The 20,665-nt window shown below is 68.3% G+C and carries 22 protein-coding genes; 8 read left to right on the forward strand and 14 right to left on the reverse strand.

Features of this window, described 5'->3' with window-relative positions; genetic code table 11:
- Positions 1-37 precede the first annotated feature (37 nt).
- The 4 genes from ABD056_RS04555 (at position 38) to ABD056_RS04570 (ending at position 3,747) form a co-directional block, all read left to right on the forward strand.
- Positions 38-958 (forward strand): aminotransferase class IV, encoded by a 921-nt coding sequence (locus ABD056_RS04555; protein WP_343864846.1) that lies wholly within the window; start codon positions 38-40, stop codon positions 956-958.
- Entirely contained in the window at positions 955-1,692 is a 738-nt protein-coding gene (locus ABD056_RS04560; RefSeq protein WP_343864848.1) for a sulfotransferase-like domain-containing protein, read from the forward strand. The genes ABD056_RS04555 and ABD056_RS04560 overlap by 4 nt, the downstream gene beginning before the upstream one ends.
- 94 nt (positions 1,693-1,786) lie before the next feature.
- Positions 1,787-2,575, forward strand: coding sequence for a class I SAM-dependent methyltransferase (locus ABD056_RS04565; RefSeq protein WP_343864850.1), 789 nt, complete (start codon positions 1,787-1,789; stop codon positions 2,573-2,575).
- Positions 2,576-2,640: 65 nt separating this feature from the next.
- The gene (locus tag ABD056_RS04570; RefSeq protein WP_343864852.1) at positions 2,641-3,747 is read left to right on the forward strand and encodes a serine hydrolase domain-containing protein; all 1,107 of its coding nucleotides are present in this window, start codon (positions 2,641-2,643) and stop codon (positions 3,745-3,747) included.
- A 746-nt stretch (positions 3,748-4,493) separates the two neighbouring features.
- Here ABD056_RS04570 and ABD056_RS04580 read toward each other — a convergent pair.
- The 4 genes from ABD056_RS04580 to yajC all read right to left on the reverse strand — a co-directional run bounded on the left by ABD056_RS04580 (position 4,494) and on the right by yajC (position 7,961).
- Positions 4,494-4,871, reverse strand: a complete 378-nt coding sequence (locus tag ABD056_RS04580; RefSeq protein WP_343864854.1) for an Mth938-like domain-containing protein — start codon at positions 4,869-4,871, stop codon at positions 4,494-4,496.
- Between the two features lie 57 nt (positions 4,872-4,928).
- Positions 4,929-5,903 carry a protein translocase subunit SecF gene (secF, locus tag ABD056_RS04585; protein WP_343864856.1) on the reverse strand — a complete coding sequence of 325 codons (975 nt, stop codon included), beginning with the start codon at positions 5,901-5,903 and terminating at the stop codon, positions 4,929-4,931.
- Positions 5,904-5,914: 11 nt separating this feature from the next.
- Entirely contained in the window at positions 5,915-7,489 is a 1,575-nt protein-coding gene (gene secD, locus ABD056_RS04590; RefSeq protein ID WP_343864857.1) for a protein translocase subunit SecD, read from the reverse strand.
- 76 nt (positions 7,490-7,565) lie between these two features.
- A complete protein-coding gene (gene yajC / locus ABD056_RS04595) occupies positions 7,566-7,961 on the reverse strand; it encodes a preprotein translocase subunit YajC (RefSeq protein ID WP_425545005.1) in 396 nt (131 codons plus the stop codon).
- A 161-nt stretch (positions 7,962-8,122) separates the two neighbouring features.
- On the opposite strand from yajC, the gene ABD056_RS04600 reads away from it, so the two are divergent.
- Positions 8,123-8,977 carry an ATP-binding protein gene (locus ABD056_RS04600; protein ID WP_343864861.1) on the forward strand — a complete coding sequence of 285 codons (855 nt, stop codon included), beginning with the start codon at positions 8,123-8,125 and terminating at the stop codon, positions 8,975-8,977.
- Between the two features lie 195 nt (positions 8,978-9,172).
- Here ABD056_RS04600 and nifK read toward each other — a convergent pair whose 3' ends face one another.
- From nifK to nifH, 3 genes are all read right to left on the reverse strand, one after another.
- Complete coding sequence (nifK, locus tag ABD056_RS04605) at positions 9,173-10,711, reverse strand: nitrogenase molybdenum-iron protein subunit beta (RefSeq protein ID WP_343864863.1); 1,539 nt, start codon at positions 10,709-10,711, stop codon at positions 9,173-9,175.
- Positions 10,712-10,758: 47 nt separating this feature from the next.
- Positions 10,759-12,204 carry a nitrogenase molybdenum-iron protein alpha chain gene (gene nifD / locus ABD056_RS04610; RefSeq protein WP_343864865.1) on the reverse strand — a complete coding sequence of 482 codons (1,446 nt, stop codon included), beginning with the start codon at positions 12,202-12,204 and terminating at the stop codon, positions 10,759-10,761.
- 119 nt (positions 12,205-12,323) lie between these two features.
- Positions 12,324-13,217: a nitrogenase iron protein gene (gene nifH / locus ABD056_RS04615; RefSeq protein ID WP_097278677.1), complete on the reverse strand. Its 894-nt coding sequence runs from the start codon at positions 13,215-13,217 to the stop codon at positions 12,324-12,326.
- Positions 13,218-13,586: 369 nt separating this feature from the next.
- Between nifH and ABD056_RS04620 the strand changes: the two genes are divergently transcribed.
- The 3 genes from ABD056_RS04620 (at position 13,587) to ABD056_RS04630 (ending at position 15,909) form a co-directional block, all read left to right on the forward strand.
- A complete protein-coding gene (locus tag ABD056_RS04620) occupies positions 13,587-14,417 on the forward strand; it encodes an NAD(+)--dinitrogen-reductase ADP-D-ribosyltransferase (protein ID WP_343864869.1) in 831 nt (276 codons plus the stop codon).
- Positions 14,418-14,566: 149 nt separating this feature from the next.
- Complete coding sequence (gene draG, locus ABD056_RS04625) at positions 14,567-15,454, forward strand: ADP-ribosyl-[dinitrogen reductase] hydrolase (RefSeq protein WP_343864871.1); 888 nt, start codon at positions 14,567-14,569, stop codon at positions 15,452-15,454.
- Positions 15,455-15,477: 23 nt separating this feature from the next.
- Positions 15,478-15,909: an ArsC/Spx/MgsR family protein gene (locus tag ABD056_RS04630; protein ID WP_343864873.1), complete on the forward strand. Its 432-nt coding sequence runs from the start codon at positions 15,478-15,480 to the stop codon at positions 15,907-15,909.
- Positions 15,910-16,024: 115 nt separating this feature from the next.
- Here the strand turns inward: ABD056_RS04630 and ABD056_RS04635 are convergent, their stop codons facing one another.
- From ABD056_RS04635 to ABD056_RS04665, 7 genes are all read right to left on the reverse strand, one after another.
- Positions 16,025-16,909 (reverse strand): SIR2 family NAD-dependent protein deacylase, encoded by an 885-nt coding sequence (locus ABD056_RS04635; protein WP_343864875.1) that lies wholly within the window; start codon positions 16,907-16,909, stop codon positions 16,025-16,027.
- A 38-nt stretch (positions 16,910-16,947) separates the two neighbouring features.
- On the reverse strand, positions 16,948-17,160 hold the full coding sequence (gene nifT, locus ABD056_RS04640; RefSeq protein WP_343864877.1) for a putative nitrogen fixation protein NifT: 213 nt from the start codon (positions 17,158-17,160) through the stop codon (positions 16,948-16,950).
- Positions 17,157-17,429, reverse strand: coding sequence for a nitrogen fixation protein NifZ (locus tag ABD056_RS04645; RefSeq protein WP_343864878.1), 273 nt, complete (start codon positions 17,427-17,429; stop codon positions 17,157-17,159). Before ABD056_RS04645 ends, nifT begins: the two co-directional genes overlap by 4 nt.
- The gene (locus ABD056_RS04650) at positions 17,422-18,270 is read right to left on the reverse strand and encodes a 4Fe4S-binding leucine-rich repeat protein (protein WP_343864880.1); all 849 of its coding nucleotides are present in this window, start codon (positions 18,268-18,270) and stop codon (positions 17,422-17,424) included. The genes ABD056_RS04645 and ABD056_RS04650 overlap by 8 nt, the downstream gene beginning before the upstream one ends.
- A gap of 128 nt (positions 18,271-18,398) precedes the next feature.
- The gene (locus tag ABD056_RS04655) at positions 18,399-18,590 is read right to left on the reverse strand and encodes a 4Fe-4S dicluster domain-containing protein (RefSeq protein WP_343864882.1); all 192 of its coding nucleotides are present in this window, start codon (positions 18,588-18,590) and stop codon (positions 18,399-18,401) included.
- Between the two features lie 69 nt (positions 18,591-18,659).
- A complete protein-coding gene (gene nifB, locus ABD056_RS04660; RefSeq protein WP_343864888.1) occupies positions 18,660-20,096 on the reverse strand; it encodes a nitrogenase cofactor biosynthesis protein NifB in 1,437 nt (478 codons plus the stop codon).
- Between the two features lie 288 nt (positions 20,097-20,384).
- Positions 20,385-20,665: helix-turn-helix domain-containing protein (locus ABD056_RS04665; RefSeq protein WP_343864884.1), on the reverse strand; the 281-nt coding region annotated here is incomplete at its 5' end.

The raw sequence follows: 20,665 nt of genomic DNA on the forward strand, positions 1-20,665 counted from the left end.
CGGCCTCTTTCCGGGCCGCGCCAGCGACGGAGGCATCATGTCGAAGGACAGCGCGCAAGGGTACGTCGAAGACCCGCGCAACGAGTCGGTACTGGTCTATGTCGATGGCCGCTTCGTGCCCCGCAACGAGGCGACGGTGTCGGTGTTCGACGCCGGCTTCGGCCTCGGCGACGGGGTGTGGGAAGGCCTGCGGCTGGTGAAGGGGCGCATCCTGGCGCTCGACGACCACCTCGACCGCCTGTACGAAGGCGCCGGCGCCATCCGCCTGGACATCGGCCTCGACCGCGCCGCCCTCACCGCCCTCATCCACGAGACGCTGGCCCGCAACGGCATGACCGACGGCGCCCACCTGCGGCTGATGATCACCCGCGGCCGCAAGAGCACGGTGAACCAGGACCCCCGCTTCGTCATCGGCGGGCCGACCATCGTCATCCTGGCGGAATACAAGACGCCGCGGCCGGAGGTGAAGGAACGCGGCCTCAGCCTGTTCACCTCCGCCATCCGCTGCAGCAGCCCGGACGTGTTCGACCTGCGGCTCAATTCCCACAGCCGCCTGAACCTGATCCAGGCGCTGCTGCAGGCCATCGAGGCCGGCGCCGACGAAGCGCTGATGCTCGATCCCCACGGCTTCGTCGCCAGCTGCAACAGCACCAACTTCTTCATCATCCGGCGCGGCGAGCTGTGGACCTCCACCGGCCGCTACAACTTCAAGGGCATCACCCGCCGCAAGGTGCTGGGCATCGCCGCCGCCCACGGCCTGACCGTGCGCGAAACCGACTTCACCCTGGCCGAGACGTGGTCCGCCGACGAGGCCTTCGTCACCGGCACCCTGGGCGGCATCACCCCGGTCACCCGCATCGACGGCCGCCCCATCGCCGACGGCCGCCCCGGCCCGCTCACCCGCCGCCTCGCCGGCTGGTATGAAGACTTCATGCTGACCGAGGGAGCCGCGCCATGACCGCCGTGCTGCGCATCGCCATGTGGTCGGGCCCGCGCAACATCTCCACCGCCATGATGCGGGCGTGGGAAAACCGCCCCGATACGGTGGTGGTGGACGAGCCGTTCTATGCCGCCTACCTCGCCGCCACCGGCATCGACCACCCCGGCCGCGCCGAGGTGCTGGCCAGCCAGCCCACCGACTGGCGCGAGGTGGCGCGGCAGGTGGCGGACGAGCCGCTGCCGGACGGCGCCACCGTGTTCTACCAGAAGCACATGACCCACCACATGCTGCCGCAGATCGGCCTGGAGTGGATGGACGGGCTGCGCCACGCCTTCCTCATCCGCGACCCGCGCGAGGTGGTGGCCTCCTACACCCAGAAACGCGCCGACTGCGAGCTGGCCGACATCGGCGTGGTGCGGCAGGCGGAGCTGTTCGACCGCGTCGCCGACCGCCTGGGCGCGGCGCCGCCGGTGGTGGACGGCCGCGACGTGCTGACCGACCCGCGCGGTGTGCTCGGCGCCCTGTGCGCGGCGCTCGGCGTGCCCTTCCTCGACGCCATGCTGGCGTGGCCGGCGGGGCGGCGGGCGAGCGACGGCGTGTGGGCGCCGCACTGGTACGCCTCGGTCGAAGCCTCCACCGGCTTCGGCCCGCCGCCGCCGCCCGCCTCCCCCTTGCCGCCGCAGTATGCCCGGGTGGCGGAGGCCGCCATGCCCTGGTACGAGCGCCTGCACGCCCACCGCCTGCGGCCGTGACGGCGGCGGCGGAGAGCCTTCCGGCGGTACGAAACGTTCACACCCAGGCCGCGCCGGGAGTCGGGCGCGGCGGTGCCACAGCAGGGAGAGGGTGATGCACGGCAACACGGGCGCGCGGAACACCGACGGCCAGACCCCGGCCGCCACCGGCAGCAGCGGCGGCGGCGGCGACCGTCCGCGGTCGCGGCCGGCCAAGCGGCTCGGCATCGGGCTGGCGGCGGTGAAGGCGTCCTACCGCCGTTATGCGCCGGTCTATGACATGATCTTCGGCGGCTTCCTGGACCGTGGCCGCCGCGCCGCCGTGCAGCTCATCAACGGCCTGCCGCCGGGGCGGGTGGTGGAGGCGCACGTCGGCACCGGCCTGTCGCTGCCGCACTATGATCCGGCCTCGCGGGTGGTGGGCATCGACCTCAGCGCCGAAATGCTCGACCGCGCCCGCGAGCGGGTTCGCCGCCACGGCCTCGGCCACATTGAGGCGCTGGAGGAAATGGACGCCCGCGCCACCCCCTTCCCCGACGGCAGTTTCGACACCGTGGTCAGCATGTACGTGCTGTCGGTGACGCCGGAACCGGAACGCCTGCTGGCCGAAATGCGCCGCCTGTGCCGGCCCGGCGGCAGCATCCTGATCGTCAACCGGTTCTCCTCCACCAAGCCGCTGCGGGCGCTGGTGGAGCGGGCGGCGGAACCGTTCTCCGACGCCATCGGCTTCAACCTGCAGATGGACTGGAGCGTGCTCGACGTGCTCGCCGACCTGGAATCGCCGCAGGTGCGCCCGGTGCCGGGCCTGGCCGGGGCGAGCCTGGTACTGATCCGCAACCAGCCGCGGGCGCTGCGCGCCGCCGCCGGGGACGAGGGCGGTCGGGCGGCATCATTTCCATCATGATCGACAGGTCTATCCCCGCGCAGGTAGACTAGCCGCCCGCATTCCCGTGGACGGACCTGTCGCCGATGCTTTCCCTGACCCGCCTCGCCGCCCGCCTTATGTCCGGGCTTGCCGTCTGTCTTGCTGCCGCGCCGACGCTGGCGGCGGAGCGCATGGCCTCCGTCGATGCCCTGGTGCGGCCGCACGTGGGGGCGGAGACGCCGGGGCTGGCGGTGCTCGTCACCCGCAACGGCAAGACCCTGCACGCCGCCGGCTATGGCCTTGCCGACATCGCGCAGCGCAGGCCGGTGGATGGCGACACCCTGTTCGACCTCGCCTCCGTCTCCAAGCAGATGACCGCCCTCGCCGCCGCGCTGCAGGTGGCGGAAGGACGCCTGGCGGCCGACACGCCCGTCTCCAAGGTGCTGCCGGCCCTGCCCTCCACCCACCCCGGCGGGCACCGTCCGATCACCGTCGCCGACCTGGTGCACCATACCTCCGGCTTCGCCGATTACCTGGACGGCAACGACGAGATCGCCTTCGACGAGACCACCACCAACCAGGACGTGCTGACCTGGGTCGCCGCCACGCCGCTGCTGCACAAGCCGGGCACGGCCTTCGACTACTCCAACACCGGCTATGCCGTACTCGGCTCGCTGGTCGCGGCGGTGGATGGCGCGCCGGGGCTGGACGCGGTGTTGAAGGCCCGCCTGTTCGGGCCGCTCGGCATGACTTCGACGGCGGCCGGCGGGCCGGCGGACCCGAAACGGCGGGCGACCGGCTACGCCGGCAGCGGCGGCAACTTCGAGCCCAGTTCCTGGGACAGCGCCGTGGTCGGCGACGGCACGGTGTGGACCAGCCTCAACGACCTCGCCCGCTATGAAGCCGCCCTGGCCGGCGGCGGCTCGCTGATCCCGTCGAAGACGCGGGCGATGCTGTTCACCAACGGCCGCCTGGACGCCGGCCGCGCCCTCGACGACGGCGACGGAGGCGGCTACGGCTGGGGCTGGTCGCTGTATCAGGATGAGGAAGGCGAGCGCATCGCGGTCCATGGCGGCTCATGGTACGGCACCGCCACCGCCTACCACCGCCGCCTGGACACCGGCCTGACGGTCATCGTGCTGGCCAACGGCGAGGACTTCGACGCAGAAACCCTGGCCGACACCATCGCCACGCAGCTGGAGGAGGAGTAGGGGGACCGGTGCGGACCAGCGGGCACTACTGGACGGCCGGGCGCAGTGGTCCCCGGCAGCGTCGGCGGAGCTCAACCCATCACATAGTAATAGGCGACCCCGGTAACTTGGCAGCGCGACAAATTGGCGGAGATCTCCGCCCCGCCGTAACCCTCTTCTGCCCTGCCAACTCCAGAAGCCGCCACATCACGGGCGGCTTTTCCATGCCGGCAGGGCTCCACCCGGTGCACAGCTTTTTTCACCCGTCGAACGTGGCGCAGCCATGGAGTAAGGGCACGACACCCACCGGGTGGTCCGGCAGTTCCACAAGTGGGACTACCTGACTTATCCGGCCACAGGTACGACAGAGAATTTCCGCCCCAGGCCATTCACTAACAGCCAACAAAAAGCGGCATCTTGAACGGCGGTGAGCAAGTTGACGGTCGGACGGTCGCACCTCATCGCGATGCGGCGGAAGTCTCTCAGGCGGCTGAGCATACGCTCCATGGAGTTGCGGTGGCGGTAGAGGAAGGACGATAAGCACCCCCCCAAGCGCCTGCTGGCATTGGGCGAGCTGGGCGGGGCGGCGCCGTGCCGCGAGAGCCCCAGGCGTGCCGCCCGTGAAGATCACAGTCGGCAGCGGGCCAAATTTGGTGTAACCCCACACTGCGGCACCGAGTCTGCCTCAAGGCGGACACCCCCCACCCGGTCGACAACTTCGTCGAGATAGGCGGCCGGAGTCCTCGGGCGCTCGCCGCGGCGGCGGCTCAGACGGCGATCAGTGCCGCAGCAACCTTCCGTTCCTCGGCCAGCAGCACGTTGTAGGTGCGGCAGGCGGCGCCGGTGTCCATGGGGTCCATGGTGACGCCGGCGCCGTCCTTCAGCGCCCGGCGCACCGCCGGCGGGATGGGAGCCATGAAGCGGCCGCAGCCGACCAGCAGGATGTCCACACGCCCCGCCTCGTCCATCACCGCCTGCAGGCTTTCCGCCGTCATGGCGCCGGCACTGTCCACCGGCCACGGCACCACCTTGTGCGGAAACACGATGACGTTGCCGTCGAAGTGTTCGTTGGTGATGCGGAAGCGGCCGTCGCCGTAACGCTGGATGAGCTTGCGGTCGCCGGGGATCAGCGGGGTGATGTCCAACAGGGCCTCCGAAGGTCGCTTTGGCGGAGTGGGCGGCGCCGGCGGAGCGGAGCGGTCTCAGCCCCGGGCGCCGGCGTCGCCTTCGGCGGCCTTCTCGGCATCGGCGTAGGGCTCGGCATCGCCGTCGCTGTCGCCCTCGCGCCGCACGCCGGTATACAGCAGCAGCGGCATGGCGACATAGATCGACGAGAAGGTGCCGATCACGATACCCCACGTAAGGCCGATGGCGAAGCCGCGCAACACCGGGCCGCCGAAAATCAGGATCGCCAGCACCGCGATCAGCGTCGTGCCGCTGGTCAGGATGGTGCGCGACAGCACCTGATTGAGCGAGATGTTGATGAGGTCGCCCAGGGTGGTGGTCTTGTAGCGGCGCAGGTTCTCGCGCACGCGGTCGTAGTTGACCACCGTGTCGTTGATCGAATAGCCGGCGATGGTCAGCAGCGCCGCCACCGTCGTCAGGTCGAAGTCGATCTGGAACAGCGAATAGACGCCAAGGGTGACGATGACGTCGTGGATGGTCGCCACCAGGGCGCCGACGCCGAACTGCCACTCGAACCGGAACCAGATGTAGGCCGAGATGATGAGGATGGCGAGGCCGACGGCCAGGGCGCCGTCGCGCACCAGTTCCTGCCCCACCTTGGGGCCGACCACTTCGGTACGGCGGTAGTCGACATCGGCGTCCAGCGCCCCGCGCACGGCGTTGAGGGCAGCCATCTGCGCCTCCTCGTCACCGGCCTGCTTGGGCACGCGGATCATGACGTCGCGGCCGGTATCGCCGATGCCGGTGATGGCCACGTCGCCGAGGCCCAGGCTGTTGAGGCGCTGGCGCATGTCCGACAGGTTGGCTTCCTGCTGGGTGCGGGCCTCGATCAGCAGGCCGCCGGCGAAGTCGATGCCGAAGTTGAGCCCCTGCACCGACAGCGAGATCAGGCTGACGGCGACCAGCAGGCCCGACAGCAGCATGCCGATCATGCGCTTGCCGATGAAGTCGATGGTCGTCGTGTCGGGGACGAAACGGATACCGCGGAACATGACGGGCACCTTCAGATCGGCAGGGTCTTGGGACGGGTCCGGCGCAGCCAGGTGACCACGATCAGGCGGTTCACCATGATGGCGGTGAACATGGAGGTCATGATGCCGATCCCCAGGGTCACCGCGAAGCCCTTCACCGGGCCGGTGCCGAAGGAGAACAGCAGCGCCGCCGCCGCCAGGGTGGTGATGTTGGAGTCGAAGATGGCGCTCAACGCCTGGCGATAGCCCACCTCAACGGCATTCTGGATGGTGCGGCCGCCCTTCATTTCCTCGCGGATGCGCTCGTAGATCAGCACGTTGGCATCCACCGCCATGCCGAGCGTCAGCACGATGCCGGCGATGCCGGGCAGGGTCAGCGTCGCGCCCAGGGCCGACAGGGCGCCGAGCAGGATCACCAGGTTGGTCAGCAGGGCGATGTTGGCGAACACCCCGAACAGGCCGTAGGCGACAACCATGAACACCACCACCAGCACCAGGCCGAGCACCGAGGCAAGGGCGCCGGCCTCGATGGAATCCTGGCCGAGGCCGGGGCCGACGGTGCGTTCCTCCAGCACCGTCAGCGGTGCCGGCAGGGCGCCGGCGCGCAGCAGCAGCGCCAGATCCTGCGCCTGCTGGACGGTGAAGCTGCCGGTGATGACGCCGGAGCCGCCGACGATGGGCTCGTTGATGCGCGGCGCGCTGATCACCTTGTCGTCCAGCAGGATCGCCAGCTGGCGGCCGGTATTGGCGGTGGTGACGTTGCCGAACTGGCGGGCGCCGGCGGTGTCGAAGCGGAAGGAGACCACCGGCTGGCCGTTCTGGAAGCTCGGCTGGGCATCGGTCAGGCGGTCGCCCGCCACCTCCACCTTGCGGCGCACCACATAGGGCACCTGCTGGCCGCCGGGGGCCGAGGCCTCCGCCGACTGCACCAGCATGGAGCCCGGCGGCACGCGGCCGCGCATGGCTTCCTGCAGGTCGGCGTCGTGGTCGACCATGTGCAGGGTCAGCTTGGCGGTCTGGCCGATGAGTTCCTTCACGCGCTCGGGGTCGTCGATGCCCGGCAACTCGACGATGATGCGCTGGTCGCCCTGGCGCTGGATGGTCGGCTCGCGGGTGCCGGTCTCGTCGACGCGGCGGCGGACGATCTCGATGGACTGGTTGACCGCATTGATGCGCCGCTGCTGGATCGCCTCGTCGGTCAGCCGCAGGGAGAACAGGCCGTCGTCGCCGGCTTCCATGCGCAGCGCATCGGGGTCGATGGCGCGCAGCAGGTCGGCGGCGCGGGCGCGGTCTTCCGCCTCGGCCACCCGCACGGTCACCGCGCCCCCCTCAACCCCCAGGTCGCGGTAGCGCACCCGGTTCTCGCGGAACGACGAGCGGATGGTCTCCACCACGTTGGTCTGCTGCTCGGCGATGACCGCGTCGGTTTCCACCTCCAGCAGCAGGTAGGAGCCACCTTGCAGGTCGAGGCCGAGGTTGACCGGCTGCAGCCAGCCCGGCAGTCCGTCGGTCACCGACCGCGGCAGGGCGGTCGGCAGGGCGAAGACGATGCCGGCCAGCACCACGGCGAGGATCAGGCCGATCTTCCACTTGGCGAAGTAGAGCATGAGGGGGGCTTGGGTCCGATTAGGCGAGGCGGCACAGGATGTGGGGGCGGACGCAGCCGTCCGCCACCCCCGCAGATCACTTGCGGCCGGTCAGCAGGCTCTTCAGGCCGCCGGCCTTGCCCTTGTCGGCGTCGGCGGCAGGCGCCGCGGCGGCGTCGTTGGCCGCCTCGTCGGCGGCATCGGCGTCGCCCTTGCCGCCGGACACCGGCTCGGTCTTGGCCAGCACGTTGGCGACCATGTCGCGCAGCACCTTCACCTTGACGCCTTCGGCGATTTCCACCTGCAGCTCGCCGTCCTGCACCTTGGTGACCTGGCCGATGATGCCGCCGTTGGTGACGATGCGGTCACCGCGACGGATGTTGGCCAGCAGCTCCTTGTGCTGCTTCATGCGCTTCTGCTGCGGCCGGATGAGCAGGAAGTAGAACACCACGAAGATCAGGATCAGCGGCAGGAAGGCCTCGAGCCCTCCCATGGCGCCACCCGGCGCGCCCTGAGCGTAGGCGGGGGAAATGAACATCCGGAATAACTCCTAGGTCCAACGCGATTGCCGGGACTATAACGGGCCGGACGACAGTTGCAAACGCAATCCGCCCAACGCCTTGGCGTTGCCCCTCAAGACCGTCGAAGAAGGCCATGAACGACAACGACCTCCTGCCCGTTCTGACCCGCATTGCCGAGGCCCTGGAGCGGCTGGCGCCGCCGCCGCGGGCCCCGGACCTGTCCGCCGCCGATGCCTTCGTCTGGCACGCCGACCGCCAGTGGCTGGAGCCGGTGCCGAAGGTCAACCGGGTGGATCTGGCCCTGCTGCAGGGCGTGCAGCACCAGCGCGACACCCTGCTGGAGAACACCCGCCGCTTCGCCCGCGGCCTGCCGGCCAACAACGCCCTGCTGTGGGGCGCCCGCGGCACCGGCAAAAGCTCGCTGGTGAAGGCGGTGCACGCGGCCGTCAATGCCGAGGCGCCGGGCTCGCTGGCGCTGGTGGAGATCCACCGCGAGGACATCCCCACCCTGCCCGACCTGCTGCACCTGCTGCGCGACAGCGGCCGGCGCTGCGTGCTGTTCTGCGACGACCTGTCGTTCGACGGCGACGACACCAGCTACAAGTCGCTGAAGGCGGTACTGGACGGCGGCGTCGAGGGGCGCCCGGAGACGGTGATCCTCTACGCTACCTCCAACCGCCGGCACATCCTGTCGCGCGATATGATCGAGAACGAGAAGTCGACCGCCATCCACGCCAGCGAGGCGGTGGAGGAAAAGGTGTCGCTGTCCGACCGTTTCGGCCTGTGGCTCGGCTTCCACAACCTGGATCAGGCGACCTTCCTGGCTATCGTGTCGGGCTATGTCGCCGCCTATGGCCTCGCGATCGCGCCCGAAGACCTGCGCGCCCGCGCCATCGAATGGTCGGTCACCCGCGGCAGCCGCTCCGGCCGCGTCGCCTGGCAGTTCGTGCAGGACCTGGCCGGCGAGATGGGCAAGCCGCTGGGTTGATACCAGGCTGGGCGGCCGCTCCTCGCGGCCTTGGCTCACGCCGCATAAGCGGCGGCGCGCGGTCGCGCTTGCCAGGTGGCCATGAGGTGCCCTCATGGCAGCCTGGTATGAACTGCCCCTTCACGCAGCGAACCGGCCGGAGGGTTGCCCCTCCGGCCGGTCGCGGCTTTCGATCGGGTCTGACCGCCGGAGCGATCAGCGGGTCAGGTCAAACGAGATGTCCGTCTTGCCCGGCACGTTGGTTTCCAGGTCGAGCTGATCCATGATCTTGTCGAGGATCGTCACCAGCACCCGCAGGCCGCCCTGATAGCCGAAGGTCGGGAAGCGGTGGTGGTGGTGGCGGTCGAAGATCGGGAAGGTCAGGCGGATCAGCGGAATGCCGAGGTCACGCTCCAGATACTTGCCGTAGGAGTTACCGATCAGGAAGTCGGTCGGCTCGGTGGCGAGGATGGAGCGCAGGTGCCACAGGTCCTTGCCCGCCCACACCTGGCAGCCTTCGCCGAAGGGCGAGGAGGCCAGCATTTCGGTCATGGCCTTTTCCCAGGACTTGCCGCCGTTGGTGGCAAGCACGTGGGTCGGCTCGGCGCCCACTTCCAGCAGGAACTGCGCCATGCCCAGGGTGAAGTCCGGATCGCCGTAGATGGCGAACTTCTTGCCGTGCAGGTAGTTCATGCTGTCGGCGATGGCGTCGACCAGGCGGCCGCGCTCGACCAGCAGCTCCTCGGGCACGTCCTTGCCGGTCAGTTCCTTGACCGCCATCAGGAAGGCGTCGGTGCCCTTCACGCCCATGGGGCAGTTCAGCGCCTTGACGGCCTGACCCTTCTCCGCGGCGTATTCGAGGGTCTTCTCGGTGCAGTACTGCTGCAGCGAGAGGGTGGCCTTGGCGTTCAGCGCCGCCGCCGTGTCCTCGATGGTGGTGCCGCCGGCGTACATGTTGAAGGTGCCGTCTGCCGGCATGTCGTAGACGTCGGACACGTCGGACAGCAGGGTGAAGTCCACCCCCATCAGGCCCAGCATCCGCTTCAGTTCGCGGTTGTTGGCGACGGCGTAGCCGTCGAAGCCGGGGATGATGTTCAGCTTGTCGCCGGCGACCCGCTCACCCTTGTTCCAGAAGTAGGACAGGATGCCCTTCATCATGTTGTCGTAGCCGGTGGTGTGGCTGCCGACGAAGGCGGGGGTGTGGGCGAAGGGCACCGGGAAGTCGCCGGCCACCGAGCCCTTGTCCTTGGCGTTGGCGATGAAGGCCTGCAGGTCGTCGCCGATGACTTCCGCCATGCAGGTGGTGCTGACGGCGATCATCTTCGGCTTGTACAGGCTGGCGGCGGTGGCCAGGCCGTCGATCATGTTGTTCATGCCGCCGAACACGGCCGCATCTTCCGTCATGGACGAGGAAACGGCCGAGGACGCTTCCTTGAAGTGACGGGCGAGGTGCGAGCGGTAGTAGGCGACGCAGCCCTGCGAGCCGTGGACGAAGGACAGGGTCTCTTCGAAGCCGGCGGCGGCGAACACCGCGCCCAGCGGCTGGCAGGCCTTGGCCGGGTTCACCACCAGGGCTTCACGGGCCAGGTTCTTCTCGCGGTAGTCCCACGACTTGGTCCAGTCGGCGATCTCCTGGACCTTGTCTTCGGGGTGCGGGCACTCGAACTGTTCCTTCTTGGCCTTGAACATCTCCTGATATTCAGGTTCCTGGAACAGCGGCTTGTGGTCGAGGACCTTCTCGGCGCTCTGAGGCATGTCGGTATCTCCTGGTCTCTAGCGTGGGGCCGGGCGGAGGAAGGGGCTTACGCCGCCTTCCACGGGGCCTGGTAGAGGCTCCACACCGGATTGTTGATCGCCATGTCCATGTCGCGGGCGAAGATGGCGAAGCCGTCGTAGCCGTGATACGGACCCGAGTAATCCCACGAGTGCATCTGGCGGAAGGGCACGCCCATCTTCTGGGTGGCGTACTTTTCCTTGATGCCGGAGCCGACCAGGTCGGGGCGCAGGCCTTCGATGAACTTCTCCAGCTCGAAGCCGGAAACGTCGTCGTAGATCAGCGTGCCGTCCTTAACGTAGTGGGTGGTGCGCTGGTAATCGTCGTTGTGGGCGAATTCGTAGCCCGTGCCGCAGATCTCCATGCCGAGATCTTCGTAGGCGGTGACGACGTGACGCGGGCGCAGGCCGCCGACGTAGAGCATCACCCGCTTGCCTTCCAGGCGCGGACGGTACTTGGCGATGACCGCATCGACCAGCGGGCGGTACTTGGCGATCACCTTCTCGGCATTGGCCTGGATCGTCTCGTCGAACTGCGCGGCGATGTTGCGCAGGGACGCCTCGATCTGGCTCGGGCCGAAGAAGTTGTATTCCATCCACGGCACGCCGTACTTCTCTTCCATGAAGCGGCAGATGTAGTTCATCGACCGGTAGCAGTGGATGAGGTTCAGCTTGCCCTTCGGCGCCCGCTCCAGCTCCGCCAGGGTGGCGTCGCCCGACCACGAACCGATGACCCGCAGGCCCATTTCCTCAAGCAGGATGCGCGAGGCCCAGGCGTCGCCGCCGATGTTGTAGTCGCCGATGATGACCACGTCGTAGGGGCTGGTTTCCCACTGCGCGTCGGACTTTTCCAGCACCCAGTCGCGCACCGCGTCGTTGGCGATGTGGTGGCCGAGGGACTGGGAGACGCCGCGGAAGCCTTCGCAGCGGACCGGCACGATGGTCTTGCCGATTTCCTTGCCCTTCTTGCGGGCGACCGCCTCGATGTCGTCACCGATCAGGCCGATCGGGCATTCCGACTGGATGGAGATGCCGTTGACCAGCGGGAACAGCTGGTTGATCTCGTCGATCGTCTTCTCCAGCTTCTTGTCGCCGCCGAAGACGATGTCCTTTTCCTGGAAATCGGTGGTGAACTGCATGGTGCCGAAGCTGTCCACGCCGGTCTTGCCGATGTAGTAGTTACGGCGCTGGGACCAGGAGTAGTGACCGCAGCCGACCGGACCATGGCTGATGTGGATCATGTCCTTGATCGGACCCCACACCACGCCCTTCGAGCCGGCATAGGCGCAACCGCGGATGGTCATCATGCCGGGGACGGACTTGACGTTGGACTTCACGCCGCAGTCCGACTTGCCCAGCTCGGTGACGCCCAGGTGCTTCTTGCGCTTCTTCGCCGCCTTTTCCGGGTAGGCTTCGAGCACCTCCGCGATCAGCTTCTGGGAGAGCTCCTTGTCGTTCGTATAGTCGAGGCTCATCGCCTGTCTCCTGTCTCTCAACCTGGCCCTTGCGGGCCGGGGCCGCCCCGGCGTGCGTTAAATCGCACGTCCCTCCGGGGCGACGGCCGGTATCGTCGGCGCCGATGGGCGCCCGCGCCTTACGCCTTGGCGGCGGCGGCGGCAGCTTCCTTGGCTTCCAGTTCGGCCAGGGCCTGTTCGTCCGACTTCATGATGCCGAACTCCATGAGCATCTCTTCCAGCTCTTCCATGGAGATCGGGGTCGGGATGACGCCCTTGCCGGCGTTGTTGTGGATCTTGGTGGCGAGCTGGCGGTATTCCTCGGCCTGCTTGCTCTCCGGCGCGTACTGGATCACCGTCTGGCGACGCAGTTCGGCGTGCTGGACGATGTTGTCGCGCGGCACGAAGTGGATGACCTTGGAGCCCAGCTTGGCGGCCAGCGCGTCGGCCAGTTCCAGTTCCTTGTCGGTCTGGCGCTCGTTGCAGATCAGCCCGCCCAGGCGCACGCCGCCGGTGTTGGCGTACTTCAGGATGCCCTTGGAGATGTTGTTGGCGGCATAGAGCGCCATCATCTCGCCGGACATGACGATGTAGATTTCCTGCGCCTTGTTCTCGCGGATCGGCATGGCGAAGCCGCCGCACACCACGTCGCCCAGCACGTCGTAGGAGACGTAGTCGACGTCGTCGTAGGCGCCGTTTTCTTCCAGGAAGTTGATGGCGGTGATGACGCCACGGCCGGCGCAGCCGACGCCCGGCTCAGGGCCACCGGACTCAGTGCACTTGATGCCCTTGTAGCCGATCTTCATCACGTCTTCGAGTTCCAGGTCCTCGACCGACCCGGCCTCGGCGGCCAGGTGCAGCACGGTGTCCTGCAGCTTGGTGTTGAGGATCAGGCGGGTCGAGTCAGCCTTCGGGTCGCAGCCGACGATCAGGATCTTCTGACCCATCTCGACCAGGGCGGCGAGGGTGTTCTGGGAGGTAGTGGACTTGCCGATGCCACCCTTGCCGTAGAACGCGATCTGACGCAGAGCCATGGATCTATCCTTCCTTTTCCATGTCGGGTCTTCGAAACTCTCCGGCGGGGTGTCCACCCGCCTCACGCCCCGACAGATGCATCGCCCGTGCCAAGTTCACCCACTCGCCATAGGGTTAAGGCAGAACGTTGATTTCGCAGGCCTTTCCGGTACCCGGACGGGTCCGGCGACGATCCGGCGGTTCTGTTGCGAACCCGACAAACCCCTGACACAGTGTCGTGACCCCCACAGACCGGAGGGACGCCCCACCGCCCCGATCCCGGCGGCGCACGGTCGTTTATCCGCATAAAATCAAGGGGCATGGTTCTTGCAAGGCTCTGCCCTCGCCGTCGAGGCGAGCCGCCGGACCGCAGGGAGGATGTCGCGACCGTGGACAAGACCGCAGCGCCCCCACCGCCGCAGGTGGGCCACAGCACCAATCTGGTCGGCATCCCGACGCCGCTGCTGGCGAGCGTCGCCTACAACGCCCATCCGGTGCCGCTGCGCATCGCCGGCGTGCGGGAGATGAACAAGTCGTTCTTCACCATGCTGGACGACAGCCCCACCCTGGCCGATGCCGCCGACGCCTTTCACAAGTACATGGCGGCCATGTTCGACCTGGAGCCGGAACAGCATGAAAAGGCCCGCAAGGCCGACGGCGTGCGCCGCTTCCGCTCCAGCTACCTGCGTCTGTTCAAGGGCTGGGGCTACGACAACAACAGCCCGGAGGGGGCGGTGCTGAAGGGGTGGGTGGAAAGCCGCTTCGGCCTGTTCCCCACCTATCACAAGGACCCGATCCTGCAGGTGGGCAGCGCCAGCTGGGCCTGCTACATCGCCGAGAAGATGACCAGCCGCTTCCACAACAACTCGATCTACGTGCAGCTGGACATCATGTACGCCTTCTGCCAGTGGGCGCTGGAGCGTTTCGTCGCCCCCGGCCACAGCCACCTGACCCTGTGGCGCGGCGTCAATGACTACAACGAACACCAGATGGTGGAACGGCTCGGCAAGCGGCGGGCGGTGATCCGCATGAACAACCTCATCTCCTTCTCGTCGGAGCGGGAGATCGCCGGCTGCTTCGGCGACCACATCCTGGAGGCGCAGGTGCCGGCGCCGAAGATCGTGTTCTTCTCCCGCCTGCTGCCGGTCCACCCGCTGAAGGGGGAGGACGAGTTCCTGGTCATCGGCGGCGATTACGAGGTGGGAGTGTCGTACTTCTGACAGGGCCCGGCGCGAGGCCCTCGCTCGCGCCCCGATACCACGGAGCCGCGGCCAACGCGGCCCGACCAGCAGGCGGGAAACGGTGGATCAGTGACCGGAAGCGCCCCGGCCAGAGGGCGCCGCCACGGAGAGAGTGAAGGATGCCCGCCATGGAGACACCGGACCTGCACCAGCGCGCCCTCGGCGCCTACCTCGGGCTTGCCGTCGGCGATGCCCTGGGGGCGACCGTAGAGTTCATGACGCGCGCCGAGATCCAGGCCCAGTACGGGGTGCACAGCAAGATGATCGGCGGCGGCTGGCTGCGCCTGAAGGCCGGCCAGGTCACCGACGACACCGACATGTCGCTGGCCCTCGGCCGTTCGCTGGTGCGCTCGCAGGGCTTCGACCTCAAGGACGTCAACGAGGCCTTCGCCGAGTGGCTGAAGACCAAGCCGGCCGACGTCGGCAACACCTGCCGCCGCGGCATCCGCCGCTACCTCACCCACGGCACCCTGCAGACCGGCTACCACGACGGCGATGCCGGCAACGGCGCCGCCATGCGGCTGCTGCCGGTGGTGCTGGCGACCCTGCACGACGATGCCGCCTTCGAGGACTGGACCCTGCGGCAGTGTCACGTCACCCACAATCACCCGCTGTCGGACGACGCCTCGCTGACGCTTGGCCGCATGGTGCGCACGCTGATCCTCGGCGGCGGCATGCGCGACTGCCGCGAGCTGGCCAAGCAGCTGGTGGAAAAGCACCGCACCTTCCGCTTCGACCCCTACAAGGGCCAGTCCAGCGCCTATGTGGTCGATACCATGCAGACGGTGCTGCACTACTACTTCCTCACCGACAGCTTCAAGCAGTGCCTGATCGAGACGGTGAACCAGGGCGGCGATGCCGACACCACCGGCGCCATCGCCGGCATGCTGGCCGGCGCCACCTATGGCGTCGACGCCATCCCGCGGGCGTGGCTCACCAAGCTCGACGGCAGCAAGAAGGGCGAGATCTACACCCAGGTCACGGCGCTGCTGCGCCTGTCCGGCATCGACATCTGACAGACCGACGGAAGGAAAGCGCAATGGCGACGGTGGTGTTCTACGAAAAACCGGGGTGCCGCAACAACACCCGGCAGAAGGCCTGGCTGGCCGCCAGCGGTCATGCGGTCGACGCCCGCAACCTGCTGGCCGAGCCGTGGACGGCGGAGCGGCTGCGGCCGTTCTTCGGCGACCGGCCGGTGGCGGAGTGGTTCAACAAGGCGGCGCCGCGGGTGAAGTCGGGCGAGGTCGACCCCGCCGCCTTCACCGCCGAGGCCGCCCTCGCCGCCATGGTGGCGGAGCCGCTGCTGATCCGCCGGCCGCTGATGGAATCCGGCGGCGAGCGCCGCGCCGGTTTCGATCCGGCGGCGGTGCGGGCGTGGATCGGCCTCAGCGACGAGGACAAGGGCGACGTCGAGACCTGCCCGAACCTGCACAGCGATCACCGCTGTGGCGGCGACCACTCCCACCCCTGATCGGGGGCCTGAAAATGCGCGAGGGCGGGATGACCGCTTCCCGCCCTCGCACGACCAGGCCACCCTCCCCCAAGGACCGCCTGATCGTATTCCGTTCCGGTACCGGGATGCCGGCTCAGGCCGCTTCCGCCACCTGACCGGCCAGCACCGCCATGGCCTCCGCTAGCGGCACCGGCAGCACCTGGATGCCCTGTTCGGCGAAGAACTTCTCTTCGTTGCGGGTCGGCGCCTCGCCCAGCACGGCGTAGTACGGCCCCTGCGACCGCTTGATGATCTGGCGGGCGTAGATGCGCAGCATCTGGTCGTAGAACCGGCAGCCGAGGAAGACGAAGCCGCGCGTGGTGCGCAGATCCTTCAGGCGCGGCGGGATCGGCGTCTGGATGTCGATTTCCGTCAGCACCTCGACGTAATCGGCATCGGAGACGAGATAGTTGCCGGCCGGTGCCACCGACCCGTGCGGCTTGTAGAGGATGGTCTGCCAGCCCTCGGCGGCGGTTTCCTCCACCTCGGTGCCGGCGGCGTCGAAGGCCTTGCGCCAGATGTCGCGCCATTCGCCGTTGCGCGTCACCCCCTGCACCTGCCCCCAGCCGGCGCCGGCACTGCCGCCGCGCACTTCCGCCAGGGCCTGGGCCATGGCGCCGTCGTACCAGGTGTCGACGATCATCGGCAGGTCGGGCAGCCCGGCAAGCCAGCGGTGCAGCGGCGTCGGCGCCGTCGGCGGCGCGAAGATCTCGGCCAGCAGCTTTTCCAGCGTCTGGCGGTGGCGGCGGCTTTCGATGTACTGCGCCACCGACCACATGTTGCCGCGGATGCGCCCCGGCACCGCCACCTTGGCGTTGAGGCGGTCGGCGAGGCCGCGGGTGGTGACCGGCACCGGCGCCGGCTGCCCGTCGGCCACCAGCAGGTCGGGGCCGAGGTAGGGGATCAGCCGGCCGGCGGCGATGTCGTCACGCAGGCCGGCCAGCGTGGTGCGGGCGGCGGCGGCGGAAAGGGCGGTCATGGGCGCCTCCTGCGGCGGGGACGAAGGGGATCGCGCTCTCAGTCCTCGTCGGACAGCTTGCGGGCGTCGACGGTGATCGGCAGGCGGGTGTCGGCCGGCAGGTCGGGCATCTGGAACTTCCAGCCGTTGGAGAGCGTCACGATGCCGCCCCAGATGCGGCCGTTGTCCATGGCGACGACCTTCTCTTCCAGGTCCTTCTTCGGCACATAGGCTTCGTAGATGTCGCCGACCATGCGGATGGTGACCTTCATCGTTTCGGTTCCTCTTCGATCAGATCCAGTTCATGGACGCGCATGCCGACGATGTAACCGCGTTCGATGAAGTCCACCCCGTAGATGTAATAGCGCTGCAGGAACGTCCCGATGGAATTGACGTAACCCACATCACCCTTCTTCACCAACAGTTCGCCGATATCCTTGCCGGGAAACGTCCCGTCGTTGCGCACGTTCTTGCGGGAGACCACCTTGGCGCCGTAGCCGTACTTGGGGTCGTCGTATATTTCGATCACCTCGTCACGCATCGGAGGGGTCTCCTGTCCGGGGGAAGGCATCGACGGTGATGACCGTCGCCGGCTGCGGCGTCAGGCGGCTGCGCGCCATTTCCGCCACCACGTCGACCGGATCGCCGGCCAGCACCGCCAGGTGCTCGGGCTCCGCCCGTTCGGCGACGACGAAGCGGACGCGGAAGTCGGTGTCGTCCAGCAGCACCGCCAGCTGATGCCCGGTCAGGCGCTGCGCCACTTCCAGCCGCACCTGCGGGTCTTCGTCCCAGGCCATGGCGATCAGCCAGTCCTCGGCGATGCGGCGGGCGACGGCGCGGCGCACTTCCGGCTCGCGGTCGTGCATCATCATCGGCAGCATGTCGTGGGGCAGCCGGCGGGCGGTGACCATACGGACGTAATAGTCCTCGTCCGATCCCAGCGGCACCAGGTCGGCGCCGGTCAGGCGGGCGGCGACGGCGACCCGCACCTTGCGGTCGGGATCGCTGCGCAGGCGCATCGCCTGACGGGCCGGCAGCCGCAGGACGGCGGCGGCGCGCACTTCCGGGTCGGGATCGGCCAGCATGGCCGGCAGCTTGAAGATGCCGGCGTGGCGGACGGCCAGGGCCCGCACCTCGAAGTGCGGATGGCTCAGGCAGGCGTCCGAAAGCTCGGGATTGGTATCGAAGAAGCGCTCGATGCGCCGAGCATAGCGGTCTTGCACGCAGGCCAGCAGCGGCTTGCACAGACCCTTGGCGAGAACGTCGTGGCGGAACTCGCAGCCCTCGCACGAAACCGGGCGCCCCTGCCAGTCGAGGGCATGGACCGGTTCGCCGGTGCGGTGCGCGTCGATCGCGCTGCTGTCGTGGATGTCCGCCGTCATGATGACGTCCGCCCCTCTTTCGCCCGTGGACCCGTCCGCCCGCCGCAGGGACTGCGGCGGCGGCACGGATTGACCGGGCAGCGGCGACGGCACAAGGCCCCCAGAGGCCGCCGCCGCGCCCGTCGCCCTTACGCCGCCGGTACGCAGGCGCCGGAAGGGCAAACCGCGGCACACTTGGTGGCGGTATCGCCGTCACACTCGGTGCACTTGTCGGGGTTGATGATGTAGGTGTCGCCCTTCATGCGGATCGCGCCATTGGGGCATTCGAATTCACAGGCGCCGCAAACGGTGCATTCTGCGGCCACGATCTTGTAGGTCATGGAACCAGCTCCTCTCGAAATCCACGTTCGTGGGTTTATGGGACGGGTGAGCGCCGGATGCCCCCAGGCTCAGGCGCTCACCCGCCCGGCGTCCACCGTGCCCACCGTTGCGGTGTAGTAGGCGCCGATGGAGGATTCGATGTACTCGTAGGCGTAGGCGTCGCTGACGGTCAGGCCGGCCTTTTCCAGCGCTTCGCGCGGGCAGTCGCCGATCTTGGCGGTCAGCACCGTCGACACCCCTTCCAGGGCGGCGATGATGACGTCGAGCTTGTCGTCCTCGCCGTAGCCGCCGACGCAGTAGTTGTCCGCGCGGCGGTGGCCGATGAAGCGCACGCCGGTGGCGTCCACCTCGAAGACCTGGAACTCGCGGGCGTGGCCGAAGTGCTGGTTGATGCGCCCGCCGCCCTTGGTGGTGACGGCGACCAGCAGCGGCTTCGCCGCGGCAGGCTCGGCCACATGAGCCAGCGCCTCGGTGGCGGCGGCGGTGGCCTTGCGGTGGTCGGCTCGCTCGGCCTCCACCAGCTCGCGGTAGAGCTTGCGCTTTTCCGGGTCGTAGGAGATGTCCTCGGGCAGCTTGTCGAGGGTGAACTCCTGCCCGCGATCCTCGCCCAGCAGGCCGACGGCGTCGGCGCGGCACTGGCGGCAGTGGCGCATCAGGTTGGCGCCGCCGGCCAGGTCGTCCTGCAGGGCCTTCAGCTCCATGGGCGTCGGGCCGCGCTGGCCGACCAGGCCGAAGTGGGTGCCGTGCTCCGCCGCCGAGATCAGCGGCATGACGTTGTGCAGGAAGGCGCCGCGCTTCTTCACCTCGGCATTGACGACCTTCAGGTGCTGGTCGTTGATGCCGGGGATCATGACCGAGTTGATCTTCACCAGGATGCCGCGGGCGGTGAGCATCTCCAGCCCCAGCATCTGCCGTTCGTGCAGGATGCGGCTGGCCTCGATGCCCTCGTAGCGGCGGCCGTCGTGGTAGATCCACGGGTAGATCTGCGCCCCGATCTCCGGGTCGACCATGTTGATGGTGATGGTCACATGGTCGATGTTGTGCTTGGCGATCTCGTCCACATGGTCGGGCAGCGCCAGGCCGTTGGTGGAGATGCAGAACTTGATGTCGGGCAGGTGCTGCTCGACCAGTTCGAAGGTCTTGAAGGTCTTGCGCCAGTCGAACAGGCTGTCGCCCGGGCCGGCGATGCCGAGCACCGACAGCTGCGGCACCTCGTTCGCCACGGCGATCACCTTGCGCGCCGCCTGTTCGGGCGTCAGACGCTCCGACACCACGCCGGGCCGGCTTTCATTGGCGCAGTCGTACTTGCGGTTGCAGTAGTTGCACTGGATGTTGCAGGCCGGCGCCACGGCGACGTGCATGCGGGCGAAGTAGTGGTGGGCCTCCTCGCTGTAGCAGGGATGGTCCTTGATCTTCTCCCACACCTCCGCCGGCATGTCGGCCGGCCCGTCGGAGCTGCCGCAGGCGGACGAGGAACACCCGCCCTTCGACAGGTCGGCCCGCATGTCGGCCGCGGACGCCGGCTGGGTCAGGATGCTGTCCAACGAGATCACCTGGCTCACGGGCCGTCTCCCTCGCTCCGGTTGCTCTGGCGAGGGAGGATTGCATGCCGCGTGCCAGTTTCTAACTCGTTGATTTAGAAGGATTGTCACCCGTCCCCCCGGTGTCGCACCTGTGACACCCGTGTCGTAACCCCGACAACGGGCGGGGGCATGTCGGGCGGTCGGCCATAAACGACAAACCGCGCGGGCCGGGGCACCGCGCGGTTTGAGGACGGGCGTCGCGGCGCCGGGCTACAGGCGCTTGACCTCGATGTTGTACTTCTTGAGGGCGTAGCCGATCTGCCGCGGCGTCAGGCCGAGCAGGCGCGCCGCCTTGGCCTGCACCCAGCCGGCCTTTTCCATGGCAGAGATCAGGCGCTGGCGCGGCGTCATGCCGCCGCCGCCGTCATAGTCATCGTCCAGGATGGACTCGAAGTCGTCCTCGTCGCCCTCCGGCGCCACCTCCCGCAGGGGCGGAGCGGCAGCGGCGGGGCTGGCCGCGCGCAGCGGCGGGGCGGCCGGCGGTGGCGGCG

Source organism: Caenispirillum bisanense (assembly GCF_039523075.1).
Classification (GTDB): Bacteria; Pseudomonadota; Alphaproteobacteria; order Rhodospirillales; family Rhodospirillaceae; genus Caenispirillum; species Caenispirillum bisanense.

Excerpts from the sequence above, each read along its gene's own strand:
- nifT (WP_343864877.1), bottom strand. The coding sequence starts at position 17,160 with ATGAAGGTCACCATCCGCATGGTCGGCGACATCTACGAAGCCTATGTG.
- ABD056_RS04555 (WP_343864846.1), top strand. The coding sequence starts at position 38 with ATGTCGAAGGACAGCGCGCAAGGGTACGTCGAAGACCCGCGCAACGAG.
- ABD056_RS04650 (WP_343864880.1), bottom strand. The coding sequence starts at position 18,270 with ATGACGGCGGACATCCACGACAGCAGCGCGATCGACGCGCACCGCACC.
- nifH (WP_097278677.1), bottom strand. The coding sequence starts at position 13,217 with ATGGCTCTGCGTCAGATCGCGTTCTACGGCAAGGGTGGCATCGGCAAG.
- nifB (WP_343864888.1), bottom strand. The coding sequence starts at position 20,096 with ATGCGGGCCGACCTGTCGAAGGGCGGGTGTTCCTCGTCCGCCTGCGGC.
- secF (WP_343864856.1), bottom strand. The coding sequence starts at position 5,903 with ATGTTCCGCGGTATCCGTTTCGTCCCCGACACGACGACCATCGACTTC.
- ABD056_RS04655 (WP_343864882.1), bottom strand. The coding sequence starts at position 18,590 with ATGACCTACAAGATCGTGGCCGCAGAATGCACCGTTTGCGGCGCCTGT.
- ABD056_RS04630 (WP_343864873.1), top strand. The coding sequence starts at position 15,478 with ATGGCGACGGTGGTGTTCTACGAAAAACCGGGGTGCCGCAACAACACC.
- ABD056_RS04600 (WP_343864861.1), top strand. The coding sequence starts at position 8,123 with ATGAACGACAACGACCTCCTGCCCGTTCTGACCCGCATTGCCGAGGCC.
- nifK (WP_343864863.1), bottom strand. The coding sequence starts at position 10,711 with ATGCCTCAGAGCGCCGAGAAGGTCCTCGACCACAAGCCGCTGTTCCAG.
- draG (WP_343864871.1), top strand. The coding sequence starts at position 14,567 with ATGGAGACACCGGACCTGCACCAGCGCGCCCTCGGCGCCTACCTCGGG.
- ABD056_RS04570 (WP_343864852.1), top strand. The coding sequence starts at position 2,641 with ATGCTTTCCCTGACCCGCCTCGCCGCCCGCCTTATGTCCGGGCTTGCC.
- yajC (WP_425545005.1), bottom strand. The coding sequence starts at position 7,961 with ATGGGAGGGCTCGAGGCCTTCCTGCCGCTGATCCTGATCTTCGTGGTG.
- ABD056_RS04635 (WP_343864875.1), bottom strand. The coding sequence starts at position 16,909 with ATGACCGCCCTTTCCGCCGCCGCCGCCCGCACCACGCTGGCCGGCCTG.
- ABD056_RS04645 (WP_343864878.1), bottom strand. The coding sequence starts at position 17,429 with ATGCGTGACGAGGTGATCGAAATATACGACGACCCCAAGTACGGCTAC.
- ABD056_RS04565 (WP_343864850.1), top strand. The coding sequence starts at position 1,787 with ATGCACGGCAACACGGGCGCGCGGAACACCGACGGCCAGACCCCGGCC.
- nifD (WP_343864865.1), bottom strand. The coding sequence starts at position 12,204 with ATGAGCCTCGACTATACGAACGACAAGGAGCTCTCCCAGAAGCTGATC.
- ABD056_RS04560 (WP_343864848.1), top strand. The coding sequence starts at position 955 with ATGACCGCCGTGCTGCGCATCGCCATGTGGTCGGGCCCGCGCAACATC.
- secD (WP_343864857.1), bottom strand. The coding sequence starts at position 7,489 with ATGCTCTACTTCGCCAAGTGGAAGATCGGCCTGATCCTCGCCGTGGTG.